Annotated in this window: 16 protein-coding genes and 1 pseudogene; 13 read left to right on the forward strand and 4 right to left on the reverse strand. The window is 73.5% G+C overall.

What is annotated here, in order from left to right:
- Positions 1 to 314 (forward strand): annotated as a pseudogene (locus VIB11_RS07005) (HNH endonuclease signature motif containing protein); the annotation flags it as partial.
- A 167-nt stretch (positions 315 to 481) separates the two neighbouring features.
- On the opposite strand, the gene rarD reads toward VIB11_RS07005, so the two are convergent.
- The 4 genes from rarD to VIB11_RS07025 all read right to left on the reverse strand — a co-directional run bounded on the left by rarD (position 482) and on the right by VIB11_RS07025 (position 5,189).
- The gene (rarD, locus tag VIB11_RS07010; RefSeq protein ID WP_332029711.1) at positions 482 to 1,423 is read right to left on the reverse strand and encodes an EamA family transporter RarD; all 942 of its coding nucleotides are present in this window, start codon (positions 1,421 to 1,423) and stop codon (positions 482 to 484) included.
- Between the two features lie 13 nt (positions 1,424 to 1,436).
- Positions 1,437 to 2,537 (reverse strand): 2-oxoacid:ferredoxin oxidoreductase subunit beta, encoded by a 1,101-nt coding sequence (locus VIB11_RS07015; protein WP_332029713.1) that lies wholly within the window; start codon positions 2,535 to 2,537, stop codon positions 1,437 to 1,439.
- On the reverse strand, positions 2,534 to 4,408 hold the full coding sequence (locus tag VIB11_RS07020) for a 2-oxoacid:acceptor oxidoreductase subunit alpha (protein WP_332029715.1): 1,875 nt from the start codon (positions 4,406 to 4,408) through the stop codon (positions 2,534 to 2,536). The genes VIB11_RS07015 and VIB11_RS07020 overlap by 4 nt, the downstream gene beginning before the upstream one ends.
- 133 nt (positions 4,409 to 4,541) lie before the next feature.
- Positions 4,542 to 5,189 (reverse strand): LON peptidase substrate-binding domain-containing protein, encoded by a 648-nt coding sequence (locus tag VIB11_RS07025; protein WP_332029717.1) that lies wholly within the window; start codon positions 5,187 to 5,189, stop codon positions 4,542 to 4,544.
- A 135-nt stretch (positions 5,190 to 5,324) separates the two neighbouring features.
- On the opposite strand from VIB11_RS07025, the gene VIB11_RS07030 reads away from it, so the two are divergent.
- The 12 genes from VIB11_RS07030 to VIB11_RS07085 form a co-directional block, all read left to right on the forward strand.
- Complete coding sequence (locus VIB11_RS07030; protein WP_332029719.1) at positions 5,325 to 5,684, forward strand: NADH-quinone oxidoreductase subunit A; 360 nt, start codon at positions 5,325 to 5,327, stop codon at positions 5,682 to 5,684.
- A 49-nt stretch (positions 5,685 to 5,733) separates the two neighbouring features.
- Positions 5,734 to 6,342, forward strand: coding sequence for an NADH-quinone oxidoreductase subunit B family protein (locus VIB11_RS07035; protein ID WP_332029739.1), 609 nt, complete (start codon positions 5,734 to 5,736; stop codon positions 6,340 to 6,342).
- Entirely contained in the window at positions 6,335 to 6,868 is a 534-nt protein-coding gene (locus VIB11_RS07040) for an NADH-quinone oxidoreductase subunit C (protein WP_332029721.1), read from the forward strand. Before VIB11_RS07035 ends, VIB11_RS07040 begins: the two co-directional genes overlap by 8 nt.
- Entirely contained in the window at positions 6,853 to 7,824 is a 972-nt protein-coding gene (locus VIB11_RS07045) for a complex I subunit 1 family protein (RefSeq protein ID WP_332029723.1), read from the forward strand. The genes VIB11_RS07040 and VIB11_RS07045 overlap by 16 nt, the downstream gene beginning before the upstream one ends.
- Complete coding sequence (locus tag VIB11_RS07050) at positions 7,821 to 8,453, forward strand: NuoI/complex I 23 kDa subunit family protein (protein ID WP_332029725.1); 633 nt, start codon at positions 7,821 to 7,823, stop codon at positions 8,451 to 8,453. Before VIB11_RS07045 ends, VIB11_RS07050 begins: the two co-directional genes overlap by 4 nt.
- Positions 8,450 to 9,013 (forward strand): NADH-quinone oxidoreductase subunit J, encoded by a 564-nt coding sequence (locus VIB11_RS07055; RefSeq protein WP_332029727.1) that lies wholly within the window; start codon positions 8,450 to 8,452, stop codon positions 9,011 to 9,013. Before VIB11_RS07050 ends, VIB11_RS07055 begins: the two co-directional genes overlap by 4 nt.
- On the forward strand, positions 9,010 to 9,399 hold the full coding sequence (nuoK, locus tag VIB11_RS07060; RefSeq protein ID WP_332029729.1) for an NADH-quinone oxidoreductase subunit NuoK: 390 nt from the start codon (positions 9,010 to 9,012) through the stop codon (positions 9,397 to 9,399). Before VIB11_RS07055 ends, nuoK begins: the two co-directional genes overlap by 4 nt.
- Positions 9,396 to 11,261, forward strand: coding sequence for an NADH-quinone oxidoreductase subunit L (locus tag VIB11_RS07065; protein ID WP_332029731.1), 1,866 nt, complete (start codon positions 9,396 to 9,398; stop codon positions 11,259 to 11,261). Before nuoK ends, VIB11_RS07065 begins: the two co-directional genes overlap by 4 nt.
- On the forward strand, positions 11,258 to 12,730 hold the full coding sequence (locus VIB11_RS07070) for an NADH-quinone oxidoreductase subunit M (protein ID WP_332029733.1): 1,473 nt from the start codon (positions 11,258 to 11,260) through the stop codon (positions 12,728 to 12,730). The genes VIB11_RS07065 and VIB11_RS07070 overlap by 4 nt, the downstream gene beginning before the upstream one ends.
- Complete coding sequence (locus VIB11_RS07075; protein ID WP_332029735.1) at positions 12,727 to 14,199, forward strand: proton-conducting transporter membrane subunit; 1,473 nt, start codon at positions 12,727 to 12,729, stop codon at positions 14,197 to 14,199. The genes VIB11_RS07070 and VIB11_RS07075 overlap by 4 nt, the downstream gene beginning before the upstream one ends.
- Before the next feature lie 46 nt (positions 14,200 to 14,245).
- Positions 14,246 to 15,118 carry a zinc metalloprotease HtpX gene (gene htpX / locus VIB11_RS07080; RefSeq protein WP_332029737.1) on the forward strand — a complete coding sequence of 291 codons (873 nt, stop codon included), beginning with the start codon at positions 14,246 to 14,248 and terminating at the stop codon, positions 15,116 to 15,118.
- Between the two features lie 227 nt (positions 15,119 to 15,345).
- The coding region (locus VIB11_RS07085) for a cold-shock protein (RefSeq protein WP_332029741.1) at positions 15,346 to 15,473 on the forward strand (128 nt) is incomplete at its 3' end.

Genomic DNA, 15,473 nt, shown 5'->3' on the forward strand with positions numbered 1-15,473 from the left:
GACTGTGGCTGCGCGACGGCGGCTGCACCTACCCCGGCTGCGACGCCCCACCGACCTGGACCGACGGACACCACCTGATCCACTGGGCCGACCTCGGCCCCACCGCTCTGGGCAACGCCGCCCTGCTCTGCGAGCGGCACCACACGATCGTGCACACGCGGCGCCTGGCCGGCCGCGTCGTCCACGACGGCGACGGCGACGACGGCGGCGGCGGCGAGCGGGTCGAGTGGGACCTCACCCGAGGCAGCTACGACGACCTCCTCGCCCGACGCGCAGCCCGACCAGCCGCCGCACCCGAGGCCGACCCAGCGTGACCCCGCCCCACACCCCGCCGACCACCGGTGGGGGACGAGCCATGTCCGCAGCGCAGCCACGCGTCACGGCATACGTCTCACGGTGCGTGGCCTGCCCCTGCGGCGACGGCCGTGCCGCCCCTCTGCGCAGTGGGTCCTCGCGACGCGGTGGTGTGCACCGATCTCGGCTACGGGGCGGGCTCCTCGATGACCGAGCTGGCGAAGCGGCGGCGACGGCCCTGGCGGTCGGCGAGCATGTCGACGGTCAGCACCAGCAGGGCGACCCACACGATGCCGAATCCGACCCACCGGGCCGTCGACATGTGCTCGTCGAGGAGCAGCACCCCGCAGAGGAGCTGCAGCACCGGGGTGATGAACTGCAGCAGGCCCACCGTCGTCAGCGGGATGCGGCGGGCTGCGGCGGCGAAGAGGAGCAGCGGCACGGCCGTCACGACGCCGGCGACGAGCAGCAGTGCGGGGTGGAGGGGCACGTCCTGGGTGAACGTGGTGCCGCCGCCCACGCCCAGCGCCACGAGCACGACGACGGCGACCGGGAAGAGCACGGCCGTCTCCGCGGCGAGTGAGTGCATCGCGTCGAGACTGGCGCCCACCTTCTTCTTCACCAGGCCGTACGCCGCGAAGGAGAAGGCGAGGCTCAGTGCGATGAGTGGGAACTGCCCGCCGACGACGCTGAGGTAGACCCCGGCGACGGCGCCGATGGCGACCGCAGCCCACTGCAGCGGGCGCAGGCGCTCGCGCAGCACGACCACACCCAGCGCGACCGTCACGATGGGGTTGAGGAAGTAGCCCAGGGCGGCTTCTGTGGTGCGGCCCGTGAGCACGGCGAAGACGTAGATGACCCAGTTCGTGGCGATGAGCAGGGCGGCGAGGGTGACGCCCCCGGCCAGGCGGGGCCGGGCCACCAGCTGCCGCGCCCACACGAGGTCGCGGCGCACGAGCAGGATGACGGCGCAGAAGACCAGTGTCCAGACGATGCGGTGGGCGAGGATCTCCCAGGCACCGGCAGGCTTCAGCGCGGCGAAGTAGAGCGGGAAGACGCCCCAGATGGCGTAGGCCAGGAAGCCGTATGCCGTGCCGCGGCGGAGCTCCTCCCGCTCGTCACCGCTCACCTGGCGGTGGCCATCAGGCCACGGTCCAGGTGTCTTTGCCGTGGATCAGGCCGTCGAGGTCGGCGTCCGTGGCTCGACCGCCACCGCCGTCGACGGCGGCCCGCACCTGGGCCCGGACCTGGTCGTCGTAGGTCGGCCGGTCCACGCTGCGGAAGACGCCCATGGGCACGTGCGCCATGTCGGGCGTGTCCAGGCGCGAGATGGCGAACGCCTGGGCCGGGTCGTCGGCGCCGCTGTGGTGCACGACGACGTCGCGGGGGTCCGCATCGGCCTCGGGGACGAAGCGCAGCGCGCCGCCGTCGTGGCGGACCAGGACCTGGCGCTCGCCCTCGGCGCCGAGCCGCAGGGGCTCGCCGTCGACGAGGTGGACGATCCGGGCCTCCTGCTGCGAGCGGTCCTTGATCAGGTCGAAGGCGCCGTCGTTGAAGATCGGGCAGTTCTGGTAGATCTCGACCAGGGAGGTGCCGCGGTGCTCGGCCGCCTGGCGCAGGACCTCGGTGAGGTGCTTGCGGTCGGAGTCCATGGTGCGGGCGACGAACGTCGCTTCGGCGCCGAGGGCGAGCGAGACCGGGTTGAACGGCTCGTCGACCGAGCCGAGGGGGGTCGACTTGGTCACGGTGCCGACATGGGAGGTCGGGGAGTACTGCCCCTTGGTCAGACCGTAGATCTGGTTGTTGAACAGCAGGATCGTCAGGTTGACGTTGCGGCGCAGCGCGTGGATGAGGTGGTTGCCGCCGATCGACAGGGCGTCGCCGTCACCCGTGACCACCCACACCGAGAGGTCCTCGCGGCTCGTGGCCAGTCCGGTCGCGATCGCCGGCGCACGGCCGTGGATGGAGTGCAGGCCGTACGTGTCGAGGTAGTACGGGAAGCGGGACGAGCAGCCGATCCCGGAGACGAAGACGATGTTCTCGCGCTTGAGCCCGAGGTCGGGCAGGAAGCCCTGGACCGCGGCCAGGATGGCGTAGTCGCCGCAGCCGGGGCACCACCGGACCTCCTGGTCGGAGGTGAAGTCCTTCTTGCTCTGCCGAGGCGCGTCGTCGGGCAGGAGCGGCACGCCGGCGGTGCCCGCCTTCGGCGCGGTGCGCGGCATACCGAGGTCGGTGGTGCTCATCGGGTCTCTCCCTGCGCCAGCGCCGCGATGGCGTCGGCGAGCTCGACGGTGGTGAACGGCAGGCCGCGGACCTGCGTCAGCGACTGGACGTCCACGAGGTACTTCCCGCGCAGGAGCAGCGCGAGCTGGCCCATGTTCATCTCCGGGACGAGGACGGCGCGGTACCGCCGCAGCACCTCGCCCGTGTTGGCCGGGAACGGGTTGAGGTGGCGCAGGTGCGCGCGGGCGACCTTGGCGCCGGTGTTGCGGACGCTGCGGACGGCCGCCGCGATCGGGCCGTAGGTCGAGCCCCAGCCGAGCACCAGCACCTCCGCCTCGCCGCTCGGGTCGTCGACCTCGAGGTCGCCGGTGGTCGCCGCGATGCCCTCGACCTTGGCCGCGCGCAGCCGCGTCATGAGGTCGTGGTTGTCGGGGTCGTAGGAGATGTTGCCGGTGATGTTCGCCTTCTCGATGCCGCCGATGCGGTGCTCCAGGCCCGGGGTGCCGGGGACGGCCCACGGCCGGGCCAGCGACTCGTCGTCGCGCAGGTAGGGGTGGAAGACCGGCTCGCCGCTGTCGTCGACGTCGTTGGGCTCGGTCGCGAAGTCCACGGTCATGGTCGGCAGCTCGCGCACCGAGGGGAGCCGCCACGGCTCGGAGCCGTTGGCGAGGTAGCCGTCGGACAGCAGGAAGACGGGAGTGCGGTAGGCGGTGGCGATGCGCACCGCCTCCAGCGCCGCGTCGAAGCAGTCGGCGGGCGAGCTCGGGGCGACGATCGGCACCGGCGACTCACCGTTGCGGCCGAACATCGCCTGCAGGAGGTCGGACTGCTCGGTCTTGGTCGGCAGGCCGGTCGAGGGACCGCCGCGCTGGACGTCGACGATGACGAGCGGCAGCTCGAGCGAGACGGCGAGGCCGATGGTCTCGGACTTCAGCGCGACCCCCGGGCCCGACGTCGTCGTCACGCCGATGGCGCCGCCGAAGCTCGCGCCCAGCGCGGCCCCGATGCCGGCGATCTCGTCCTCGCACTGCATGGTGGTGACGCCGTACCGCTTCAGGCCCGACAGCGTGTGCAGGATGTCGGAGGCCGGCGTGATCGGGTAGGAGCCGAGGACCAGTGGCACCCCGGCCTTGTGGGCGGCCGTGACGAGGCCGTAGGCGAGGGCGACGTTGCCGGTGACGTTGCGGTAGGTCCCCGGCGGCATCTTCGCCGGGGCGATCTCGTACGACACCGAGAACGCCTCGGTCGTCTCGCCGTAGTTCTGGCCGGCGCGCAGGGCGGCGAGGTTGGCCTCGAGGATGTCGGGGCGGGCCCCGAACTTGCTCTTCAGGAACAGCTCGGTGCCCGTGGTCGGCCGGTGGTACATCCAGGACAGCAGGCCGAGCGCGAACATGTTCTTCGCGCGCTCCTTGTCCTTGCGGGAGAGCGTGTCGAACCCCGCCAGCGCCTCGACGGTGATCGAGGTCAGGGCCACCGGGTGCACCTGCCACGAGTCGAGCGACCCGTCGTCCAGCGGACTCTCGGCGTAGCCGACCTTGCCGAGGTTGCGCTTGGTGAACTCGTCGGTGTTGACGATGATCGTGGCCCCGCGGGGGACGTCGCCCAGGTTGGCCTTCAGGGCCGCCGGGTTCATCGCCACGAGGACGTCGGGCGCGTCGCCGGGCGTGAGCACGTCGTGGTCGGCGAAGTGCAGCTGGAAGGAGCTGACGCCGGGCAGGGTGCCCTGGGGTGCGCGGATCTCGGCGGGGAAGTTCGGCAGGGTCGACAGGTCGTTGCCCAGGGCGGCGGTCTCGGAGGTGAAGCGGTCACCGGTGAGCTGCATGCCGTCACCGGAGTCCCCGGCGAACCGGATGACCACGCGGTCGAGCTGCTGAACGGACTTGCTGCTCATACTTCTTCCCCGCGACCTGTTCCTCGTCAGTTTCGTTCCGCCGGCGGCGACCGCCCGGCTGTTCTTCCATCGTATGTCCGGCTTGACCTCGGTTTCTGCGCGACCCGCATATCGGACAGGGCGGAGGCTGACCTCAGTTCAGGTTCATGGGCCGCTCGGGCGGGTGGGGGAGGACGCGCAGCCGATCCGCCAGCGCGTGCTCGCGGCGCACCAGGCGCAGCGCCATCCGGAGCCGCGTGGCGGTGTCGGGCGCGGACAGCAGGTCCTGCCGCTCGCCGAGGTCGAGCCCGATGGCCGAACCCACGGCGTACGACAGCGCCCAGGGGTCCTGCGGCCACTCGGTCGCCTCGAGTCCCACCGACTCGGTGTAGGAGACGAGCGCGAGGCGCAGCCGCGAGGCCAGCTCGGCGACCGCCACCGGGTCGCCCTCCGGCTCACCCAGCCAGGTCACCGAGCCGGTCAGGTATGCCGTCCCCGCGGCGGTGTCGATGGCGTCGAGGTGGAACCGCCGGCTGCCCTCGCTGAGGAGGAGGAAGCGCCCCTCGCCGATGGTGACCGCGTGGCTCGCCCGGGCGACGCACCCGACCTCGTGGAGGTCGCGCACCGCGTCGGCACCGACCTCGTGGCCCTGGCGGATCGCGACCACGCCGAACTCCGGCTCCGCGAGGGCCTCGATCAGGTCGCCGAGCAGGACGAGGTAGCGCGGCTCGAAGATCTGCAGGGGCAGCGCGGCGCCGGGCACCAGGACGGTGCCGAGGGGGAAGAGGGGGAGCCGCGGCACACTCTCAGGCTAGGTCCCGTCGGTGCGCTGCGACAGCCTGTCGCGACGCCCGGCCCGCCGCGCCGGCACGTGTCGGCCCTCGCCGGCCGCCCGGCCTGAGGGACGAGTGGACGTCGGCTCGCTAGGCTGCCGGGCGTGGAGTCCTATGTCGTCGTGGCAGCGGTGGTCCTGGTGGGCCTGCTGCTGTTCGGGGCGGCCATGGGGGCCCGTTCCCTCATTGCCCCGAAGGCGCCGACCCGGGCCAAGCTGACGACCTACGAGTCGGGGGTCGACCCGGTCGGCCAGGGCTGGGCCCAGACGCAGATCCGCTACTTCGTCTACGCCTTCCTCTACGTCATCTTCGCCGTGGACGCGGTCTACCTCTTCCCGTGGGCGCTCGTGGCCAGGCAGGCGGACCTCGGCGTCGCCTCCCTGGTCGAGATCGGCGTCTTCATCGGCATCATCGTCATCGGCCTCGCGCACGCCGCCCGCCGCGGCCTGCTCCGGTGGTTCTGATGACCGCCGTGGCGCGTGCGGGGGTGGGCCGGTGACCGTCGACCTGCCCATGCCCCGGGTCGGACCGGCCACCGACCTCGCCCCGCAGCCGATCCGTGTCGTCCTCAACTGGGGTCGCCGCTACTCGCTGTGGGTCTTCAACTTCGGCCTCGCGTGCTGCGCCATCGAGTTCATCGCCGCGTCGATGGCCCGCCACGACTTCATCCGCCTCGGCGTGATCCCGTTCGCCCCCGGCCCACGGCAGGCCGACCTCATGGTCGTCAGCGGCACCGTCACCGACAAGATGGCTCCCGCCGTCCGCCGGCTCTACGACCAGATGCCCGAGCCGAAGTACGTCATCTCCTTCGGGGCATGCTCCAACTCCGGTGGCCCGTACTGGGACTCGTACTCCGTCACCAAGGGGGTCGACAGCGTGATCCCCGTCGACGTCTACGTGCCCGGGTGCCCGCCGCGGCCCGAAGCACTGCTCCAGGGGATCCTGAGGCTGCAGGAGAAGATCGCCGCGGAGTCGCTGTCCACCAAGGGGATGCGGGCGAAGTATGCCGGGCACCGCCTGGCCAGCGCCGGTGAGCTCGCCCGGGGTCTGGTCCGCAGGCCCGCGGCCGACACCGACGCGCCCGCCGGGTCCCCGGCGCCGGGGGGCCGCGCCGATGGCTGATCCCGGGACGGTCGAGCGGCGCGAGGTCCCCGTCGCCGAGTGGGCCACCGCGGTCGCGGAGGCGCGCGACGCGGCATACACGTTCTTCGACTGGCTGACCGCGGTGGACGAGACGGATGCCGAGGACAGCCCGGGCTTCGACATCGTCTGCCACCTCATGGACGCCTCGACCCCGACCGCCCTGCGGCGGCTGCTGGTCCGCACCCGGGTCCCGGAGGGTGCCGCCGTCCCGAGCATCACCGGGGTGTTCGCCGGCGCCGCCTGGCACGAGCGCGAGACGCACGAGATGTTCGGGATCGACTTCGACGGCTTCGACGACGGCACCGGCCTCGGGCTGCGCCCGCTGCTGCTGCCCGACGGCTTCGAGGGCACCCCGCTGCGCAAGTCGTTCGTCCTCGCGGCACGCGCGTCGAAGCCGTGGCCGGGCGCCAAGGAGCCGGGCGAGAGCGAGCACACCAGGACCACGGGGGGCCGGCGCCGGGTGCAGGCGCCCGGCGTGCCGGGCCCGGAATGGGGGCCGCGGTGAGCGAGGCTCTCGAGGTCACGCTGCGGTCGGTGGGGGTGCTCGCCGCCTTCCTGGTCCTGCCGCTCCTCGTCGGTCAGGCCGAGCACAAGGTGATGGCGCACATGCAGGGCCGCCTCGGACCGATGTACGCCGGCGGGTTCCACGGCTGGGCCCAGCTGGTGGCGGACGGCGTCAAGTTCGTGCAGAAGGAGGACATCACCCCGACGGCCGCGGACCGGGGTGTCTTCCGCTTCGCGCCCGCGGTGGCCCTGGTGCCCTACCTCGTCGCGCTCGCGGTCATCCCGCTCACGCCGGGTCTCGTCGGGGCCGACGTCCCGGCGAGCGCCGTGTTCGTCCTCGCGGTCACCGCGGTCGGCATCCTGGGCACCCTCATGGCCGGGTGGGCCAGCGCCAACAAGTACTCCCTGCTGGGTGCCATGCGCGCGGCCGCCCAGCTGCTGTCCTACGAGCTGCCCCTGGTGCTCGCCGTCGCCTCGGTCTGCCTCGCCGCCGGCTCGCTGTCCCTGACCGGCATCGCCTCGGCGTGGGAGCCGTGGTGGCTGCTGTGGCAGGCACCGGGCGCCCTGGTCTTCCTCGTCGCCGCCGTGGCCGAGCTGCAGCGCCCGCCGTTCGACATGCCGGTCGCGGACGCGGAGATCGTGTTCGGCGCCTACACCGAGTACACCGGCCTGCGGTTCGCCTTCTTCCTGCTCGCCGAGTACGCCGGCATCGTGGTCATGTCGCTGCTCTTCGCGGTGCTCTACCTCGGCGGCTGGCAGGGGCCGCTGGCCGACCAGCTCGGCTGGCTGTGGACCCTCCTGAAGGGGCTCGTCATCGCCGTCCTGGTCATCTGGATGCGGGTGGCCTGGCCGCGGCTGCGCGAGGACCAGCTCCAGCACCTCGCCTGGCTCGTGCTCGTGCCCCTGGCCCTGGCCCAGCTGGCCCTGACCGGCGTGTGGGTGGTGGTGGCGGCATGACCGAGCCGATGAGGAGGCAGGGGTCCGGCGGCGCCCTCCCCGGACTGCTCAAGGGCCTCGCGACCACCGCCAGGACCTTGACGCGTCCGAGCCACACCGCGGAGTACCCCGACGCCCCGCCGCACCTGCCCCCGCGCACCCGCGGCGTGATCGCCCTGCTCGAGGAGAACTGCACCTCCTGCATGCTCTGCGCCCGCGAGTGCCCCGACTGGTGCATCTACATCGACTCGCACAAGGAGACGATCCCCGCGACCACGCCCGGCGGCCGGGAGCGCCAGCGCAACGTCCTGGACCGGTTCGCCATCGACTTCTCGCTCTGCATGTACTGCGGCATCTGCATCGAGGTCTGTCCCTTCGACGCCCTGCACTGGAGCCCGGAGTTCGAGTACTCCGAGCTCGACATCCGCGACCTGCTGCACGAGAAGGACCGGCTCGGGCAGTGGATGCCCACCGTGCCGCCGCCGCCCGCCCTCGACCCCGCCTCGGCGGAGCCGGCGGAGGTCACCGCCGCCAACAAGCCCGCCCGTATGCCGCGCGCGGCCGGTGCTCCTGCCACGGACCGGCCGGTGCGTCCCGCGCGCGCCGAGCCCGAGCGTCCCATCCCGCCCGCCAGCGAGGGTGACGCGTGACCGGTCTCGACATCGCCTTCGCCGCCGTCGGCCTGGTCGCTGCCGCCAGCGGCCTGCTCGCCGTCACGACGCGCCACGTCGTGCATGCCGCACTCTGGCTGGTCGTCTCGCTCGGCGCGGTGGCGGGGTGCTACCTCGTCCTCGGCGCAGAGTTCGTGGCCCTGGTGCAGCTGCTCGTCTACGTCGGTGCCGTCGTGGTGCTCGTGCTCTTCGCGCTGATGCTGACGCGGGCCCCCATCGGGCCCAACGCGGAGGTCACGACGAGCCCCCTCCACCGGGGGCTCGCCGCCGTGCTCGGCGCCGGCGTGACCGGGCTGCTGCTCGCCGTGCTGCTTCCCGTCGCCGGCCCGGCCCGGGAGCGGCCGGGCACGACCAGCACCGCCGTCGCGGAGGAGCTCTTCGGCACCTGGGTCTGGCCCTTCGAGGTGCTCTCGCTGCTCCTGCTCGTCGCCCTCATCGCCGCCTTCGCCGTGTCCCGCATGGTCGGCGGCGCCTCCGCGGCCGCCGATGTGCCGGGCGGGCGGACTGCCTCGGCTGTCCCACCGGAGCCGCAGCGGTGATCCACCTCGCCGGCCCCTTCGCCCTCGCCGCCGTCCTCGCGGGGATCGGCACCTACGGCGTGCTCGCCCGCCGGAACGCCGTCCTCGTCCTGATCGGCGTCGAGCTCATCCTCAACGCGGCCAACGTGCTGCTCGTCGCCACGGGCGGGGTCGGGGCGGACCGGTGGCAGTCCGGCAGCGTGCTCACCCTCTTCGTCATCACCATCGCCGCGGCCGAGGTGTGCGTCGCGCTGGCCGTGGTGCTCGCGGTGTTCCGGCTCCGGGGTGACATCGACCTCAGCCGGGCGGCGGCGCTGGGCGCCGGGGCCGACGAAGGTGCCGCGACGGCCGGAGGGGCGACCCCGCCGGCCGCCGGTGCGACGGAGCCTGCCGGGGCCGCCCGATGACCCTGGCCGCGGCGCGCCTCGTCGTGCTCCTCCCTGCCCTGGCAGCCGCCGTCGGCCTGCTGGTGGCCCGACGCGGTCTCGTCCCCGCGCGACTCGTCGCCGTCGGGGCCTCGGTGGCGACCCTCGTGGTGGCGCTGGCCGGGCTGCTGTCCCTCGGCGGCTCCGCCGGCACCAGCTCGGGGCGCATCCTGCCGGGGCTGGACGCCGGCGAGCTCGAGGTGCCGCTCCTGCTGCAGACGGGGGCCGTGCCAGCCCTCATCGCGGTGGTCGTCGCCATCGTCGGCTGGGCCGTCCAGGCCTTCGCCGGGTGGTACCTCCGCGACGACGACCGCTATGCCGTCTTCGCCGCCACGGTGTCGCTGTTCTGCTCGGGCATGTTGCTCGTGGTGCACTCGGCCGACCTCGTCCTCACCTTCGTGGGGTGGGAGGTCATGGGCTGGTGCTCGTACCTGCTCATCGGGCACTGGAGCCGCAAGGCCACGGCCCGGCGGGCCGCGCTCAAGGCGTTCCTGGTGACCCGGTTCGCCGACGTCGGCTTCCTGCTCGGGGTCTTGGCCCTCGCCGCGGGTCCCGGCTCCACGGCATACCCCAGGGTCATCGCACACTGGTCCGCGGCCGAGGGCTCCGACGCGCTGCGCGGCATCGCCATGGTCCTGCTGCTGATGGGCATCCTCGGCAAGTCGGCGCAGGTCCCGTTCCACGACTGGCTGCCCGACGCGATGGAGGGCCCGACGCCGGCCTCCGCGCTCATCCACGCGGCGACGATGGTCGCGGCCGGGACGTTCGTGCTCGCCTCGCTGTTCGACGTCTTCGCGGCCAGCGAGGGCGCGCGGTGGGTGCTCGCGGTCAGCACGGCCGTGACGATGGTCTGGTCCGCGGCGCTCGCCTTCGGCCAGAGCGACCTCAAGCGGCTGCTGGCCTACTCCACGATCAGCCAGATCGCCCTCATGCTCTCCGCGCTCGCGGCGGCCCCGGCGCAGGACGGCCCGGGCGCCGGCGTCTTCCACCTGTACTCGCACGCCTTCTTCAAGGCCCTGCTCTTCCTGGCCCTCGGCTGGCTCAGCGTCATCGTGGGCGGGACCGCCGCCGTGGCGATGCGGGGCGGGCTCCGCGGCCACGTCCTGATCCGGCCGGCCGTCTTCATCGGGCTGCTGTCGCTGGCCGGGCTGCCCCCGCTCGTCGGCTTCGTCTCCAAGGAGCACGTCATCGCCGCCGCCGAGGCCGGAGCGCTCGAGGGCGAGGCCCGCTCGGTCCTGGTGTTCGTGGCCCTGCTGGCCACGGTGGCCCTGACCGCGGCGTACTGCATGCGCGCCTGGCTCGTGATGGACGACCTCACCGCGGCGGAGCCCGAGCGCCACGAGCGTGACGGCGCCAGCTCGCCGGTGCGCGCGGCGGTGGTGGCGCTCGCGGCCCTCACGGTGGTCGGCGGCCTCGTGGTCTTCACGCCCTGGCTGCCGCTGGCCGGCCACATCGGCTGGTGGATGGCCTTGGTCACGGTGCTGCTCGTCGTCGGCGCCGCGCTCGCGGTCCGCAGTGCCGCCGGCCGCCCCGACGCGGCGGGTGCCCCGGGTGACCCGGCGGTCCGCCTGGTGGGCGCGTGGATGCCCGAGTTCGACGCCGGGTTCGGCGCCGACCGGCTCTACGTGCGGGCCGTGGCCGTTCCCGTCCTCGCCCTGGCCCGGCTGGTCGTGGTGCTCGACCGCGACGTCGTCGACGCCTACGTCCGCGGCAGCGCTGCCATCGCGCTGCTGAGCGGCCGCGGCGGGCAACGCGCCCACCGGGCCGAGCGCTCCTCGACCTCCCTGGTGTGGGTCGTGGTCGGCGTGGTCGCCGTCGCGGCCGCGGGGGTGGCGCTGTGGTGATCGCGGCGAGCCTGGTCGTGCCGCTGGCGGTCGCGACGTGGCTGCTCGGTGCCGGACGGGCCATGGCGCACCGCGCCGTCTCCCGGGTCGCGCTCGCGGCGAGTGCGCTCACGCTGGTGCTCGTGGTCGCCGCCGTCCTCACGCGACCGACGATCGACCGGCCCTGGGTGCCGGAGCTCGGGCTGCGCTGGCAGCTCGCGGTCGACGGGATCAGCGCCCCGCTGCTGCTCATGACGGCGCTGCTGGGGGTGGCGGTGGTCGCGCACTCCGCCCGGCGCCCCGCCGAGGGCGGCACCCCGGCGGCCTTCCACGCCTGCCTGCTCATCGTCGTCGGCGGTGCGCTGGCGACCTTCTACGCGCACGACGCGGTGCTCTTCTTCGTCGCCTTCGAGGTCGTGCTGGTGCCGATGTGGGTGCTGATCACCCGGTTCGGCGACGCCCACCGGCCGGCCGCCCGCGCCGACGCCGGGGCACGGTTCGTCCTCTACACCGCCCTGGGCTCGACGCTCATGTTGATCGGCATCCTCGCGCTGGTGACCGCCACCGGCACCGCCGACCTCGACGTGCTCGCCCGAGGGGAGGGATCGGGCATCCCCGAGCGCACCCAGCTGCTCATCGCCCTCGCGCTCGTCGTCGGCCTCGGCGTCAAGGTGCCGCTCTTCCCGGCCCACACCTGGCTGCCGCCCGCGCACACCATCGCGCCCACGGCCGGCAGCGTCCTGCTCGCCGCGGTCCTGCTCAAGATGGGCACCTACGGCCTGGTCCGGCTCCCGGTCGCCGCCGTGCCCGACGCCTTCGCCCGGATCGCGCCGGCGCTCGCCGTCGTCGGCGCCGTCGGCATCCTCTGGGGTGGCCTCGCCTGCCTCGTCGAGCGCGACCTCAAGCGCCTGGTCGCGTACTCCTCGGTCGCCCACATGGGCTTCGTCGCCGTCGGGCTCGCGTCGGGCACCCAGACGGGCATGCAGGCCGCGCTCTTCGCGAACATCGCCCACGGCGTCGTCTCCGCGCTGCTGTTCTTCGTGGTCGGCGGCCTCAAGGAGCGGTGGGGGTCGGCCGACCTGACCGTGGCCCGGGCCGCCCTGCGCGAGGTGAGCCCGCGGCTCGGCTTCGCCCTGCTCGTGGGGCTCGCGGCGTCCCTCGGCCTCCCCGGCCTGGCCGGGTTCTGGGGCGAGTTCCTCAGCCTGTATGCCGCGTGGTCGCCCGCCGCGGGCCTGCCCGTGGGCCTGTTCCGTGCCTGCGCGGCCGCCGGGGCGCTCGGCACGGTCCTCGCCGCGGCGTACTCGCTGCGTGTCGCCGGCCTGGTCTGGGCGGGGGAGCGCACCACCCCCGCCATCGCCGACAGCCGCGGGGTCGAGTGGGCCGTGGTCGGTGGGCTGGTGGCGGTCGCCCTGCTCCTCGGTGTCCTGCCCCAGCTGCTGCTCTCGGTGACGTCGGGCGCGACGGCCGTCCTGATGGGGGCCGGCACATGACCGCGCTGGTGTCGATCGACGCCCTCGCCCTCGCCCCGGTGCTGGCCCCTGCCGCCGGTGCCGCCACCACGCTGGTCGCCGACGTCGCCGTGCCCCGGCTCCGGGCCGCGGCCCACCTCGCGGTCGGGGTCGTCGCCCTGCTCGTCGGGATCGCCTTCACCCTGCCCGGAGCACTGGGCTCGCCCAGCGCGCCGGTGCGCACGCTCTGCCGGCCCGCGCCGGACGGCGCCTGCTTCTACGAGGCCGGGCCGCTGGCCAGCGCCCTCCAGCTCGGTGCCCTCGCGTCGGCGCTGGTCGTGCTGCTGCTGGTCTGGCCCCGCCGACGCGACGAGGAGCCCGGAGGGCTGCAGGGTGGCCCCGCCGTGGTCGTCGCCCTGGCGCTCAGCGCCACCGCCGGAGCTGCGGCGGTCGCCGCGGCGCACGACCTCGGCTCATGGCTCGTCGCCCTCGAGCTGGCCACGCTCCCGGCCATCGCCCTCGTGGCCCTGCGCGGCACCACGGCGGCAGGGGCCGGCGCGCTCTCGCTGCTCACCACCTCGTTGGTGTCGTTCGCGATGGTCGTCCTCGGCGGCGCCCTCTGGCTCGTCGCGACCGGTCAGGCGGTCTTCTCCCGCGGCGCCGTCGACGGGGCCCTCCGGGCCCCCGATACCCGCGCCGTCCTCGTCCTGGGGGTTCTCCTGCTCGTCGGCGGCCTGGGGTTCAAGCTCTCGCTCGTGCCGTTCCACGCCTGGACGCCCCAGACGTACGCCGGGGGGTCCGAACCCGTCGCGGCGTTCCTCGCTGCGACCTCCAAGATCGCTGCGCTGGCCGCGCTCGTCGTCGTCCTCCGCCCGCTGGCCGACGCCAGCGCGCCCGTGCTGGTGGCGATCGGGGTGCTGGCCGCGGTCACGATGACGGTCGGCAACGTCCTGGCGCTGGTGCAGGACGACCCGGTGCGGCTGCTCGCGTGGTCCACCGTGGCGCAGGCGGGCTGGGTCGTGCTGCCGCTGGCGGCGCTGGTCACCGACGGCCTGGCCGCGTCGGGCGGCTACCTCCTCGCCTACGCCATCGCGACCCTCGTCGCCTTCTCCGTGGTCACGGTGGTCGGTGCGCCGCCCGCGGGCCGCAGCCTCGCGGCATACCGGGGGCTGTTGCGGCGCAGCCCCCTGCTCGGGGCGGCGCTCGCCCTGGCGCTGCTCTCCCTCGCCGGGCTTCCCCCCGGCGTGGTGGGGCTCGTGGCGAAGGTCCTCGCCCTGCGCCCTGTGGTGAGCGAGGGCCTGTGGGCGCTGGCGCTCGTGGCCGTCGCGAACGCCGTGATCGGCATCGCCGTCTACCTGCGCTGGTTCGCGCTGCTCCTCCAGGACCCCGGCCCGGACGCGCCGCCCCTCCGGCGCCCGGCACCCGGCCCGGCCGCCGCCCTCGCCCTCACCGCGGCCGCGCTGGTCCTGACCAGCCTGGCTCCGCAGCTCCTCCTCGGCCTGCTCGACTGAGCGGCGGGGGCGGAACGAGCGCCCAGGCGTCTGCGTTAATGGGGACATGCACAACCACTTCAACGGGCTGAAGACCGCCGCGCTGTTCGGCGGCATCTTCGCGCTCCTCCTCGGCATGGGCTCCCTGATCGGCGGGGGCCAGTACATCTGGCTCTTCGCGCTGGTCGGCGTCGCCATGACCGCCTACGGCTACTGGAACTCCGACAAGCTCGCCATCCGCGCGATGCACGCCTACCCGGTCAGCGAGGCCCAGGCGCCGGCGATGTACCGCATCGTCCGCGAGCTCTCCACGGCCGCGGGCAAGCCGATGCCGCGCCTCTACGTCTCGCCGACCCAGGCCCCCAACGCCTTTGCCACCGGCCGCAACCCGGAGAACGCCGCGGTCTGCTGCACCGAGGGCATCCTCGGCCTGCTCGACGAGCGCGAGCTGCGCGGGGTCCTCGGCCACGAGCTGATGCACGTCTACAACCGCGACATCCTCACCGGCTCGGTGGCCGCCGCGATCGCCGGAGTCATCACCAGCGTCGCGCAGATGCTGATGTTCACCTCGATGTTCGGCGGCGGCAGCGACGAGGACCGCCCGAACCCCCTGGCACTGCTGGCGATGTCGCTGCTCGCCCCGTTCGCCGCGATGGTGATCCAGATGGCGATCAGCCGCACCCGCGAGTACGACGCGGACGAGGACGGCGCCAGGCTGACCGGCGACCCGCTGGCCCTGGCCTCCGCGCTGCGCAAGCTCGAGCAGGGCACGGCCCGCGCGCCGCTGGCGCCCACCCCGGCGATCCAGAACTCCAGCCACATGATGATCGCGAACCCCTTCCGCCCCCAGGACGTCTCGCGGTTCTTCTCCACCCACCCGCCGATGGGCGAGCGCATCGCGCGGCTCGAGGCGATGGCGTACGGCTACCGCGCGAGCTGAGCCTCGCCCCGTTGACCAGCACCCGGTGGCCGGCCATCCCCCAGCCGGCCACCGGCGTGCTAGTCTGGGGGCAGTTGCAGTTGCAGTCCTCGCGTGAGAGTGGCCCGCCAAAGTGTGCGGGCCTTTCTTTTTACGGTGAGCCGTCAGGTCCTCCGTGTTTGGGGTTTTCGAGCCGCAGCTTGGGTCCGCGTCCGCGGGCCTACCGGCCATCAGAAAGAAGGAATCCCATGGCACAGGGAACAGTGAAGTGGTTCAACGCTGAGAAGGGCTTCGGCTTCATCGCCCAGGACGGCGGCGGTCCCGACGTCTTCGTGCACTACAGCGCGATCGCCACGAGCGGCTACCGCTCGCTCGA

Source organism: Pedococcus sp. (assembly GCF_036554925.1).
GTDB lineage: Bacteria > Actinomycetota > Actinomycetes > Actinomycetales > Dermatophilaceae > Pedococcus_A.

What these genes read in the sequence shown, in the direction of transcription:
- VIB11_RS07015 (WP_332029713.1), bottom strand. Translation starts at nt 2,537, where the DNA reads ATGAGCACCACCGACCTCGGTATGCCGCGCACCGCGCCGAAGGCGGGC.
- VIB11_RS07020 (WP_332029715.1), bottom strand. Translation starts at nt 4,408, where the DNA reads ATGAGCAGCAAGTCCGTTCAGCAGCTCGACCGCGTGGTCATCCGGTTC.
- VIB11_RS07035 (WP_332029739.1), top strand. Translation starts at nt 5,734, where the DNA reads ATGCCCCGGGTCGGACCGGCCACCGACCTCGCCCCGCAGCCGATCCGT.
- VIB11_RS07040 (WP_332029721.1), top strand. Translation starts at nt 6,335, where the DNA reads ATGGCTGATCCCGGGACGGTCGAGCGGCGCGAGGTCCCCGTCGCCGAG.
- VIB11_RS07045 (WP_332029723.1), top strand. Translation starts at nt 6,853, where the DNA reads ATGGGGGCCGCGGTGAGCGAGGCTCTCGAGGTCACGCTGCGGTCGGTG.
- VIB11_RS07050 (WP_332029725.1), top strand. Translation starts at nt 7,821, where the DNA reads ATGACCGAGCCGATGAGGAGGCAGGGGTCCGGCGGCGCCCTCCCCGGA.
- VIB11_RS07065 (WP_332029731.1), top strand. Translation starts at nt 9,396, where the DNA reads ATGACCCTGGCCGCGGCGCGCCTCGTCGTGCTCCTCCCTGCCCTGGCA.
- VIB11_RS07075 (WP_332029735.1), top strand. Translation starts at nt 12,727, where the DNA reads ATGACCGCGCTGGTGTCGATCGACGCCCTCGCCCTCGCCCCGGTGCTG.
- htpX (WP_332029737.1), top strand. Translation starts at nt 14,246, where the DNA reads ATGCACAACCACTTCAACGGGCTGAAGACCGCCGCGCTGTTCGGCGGC.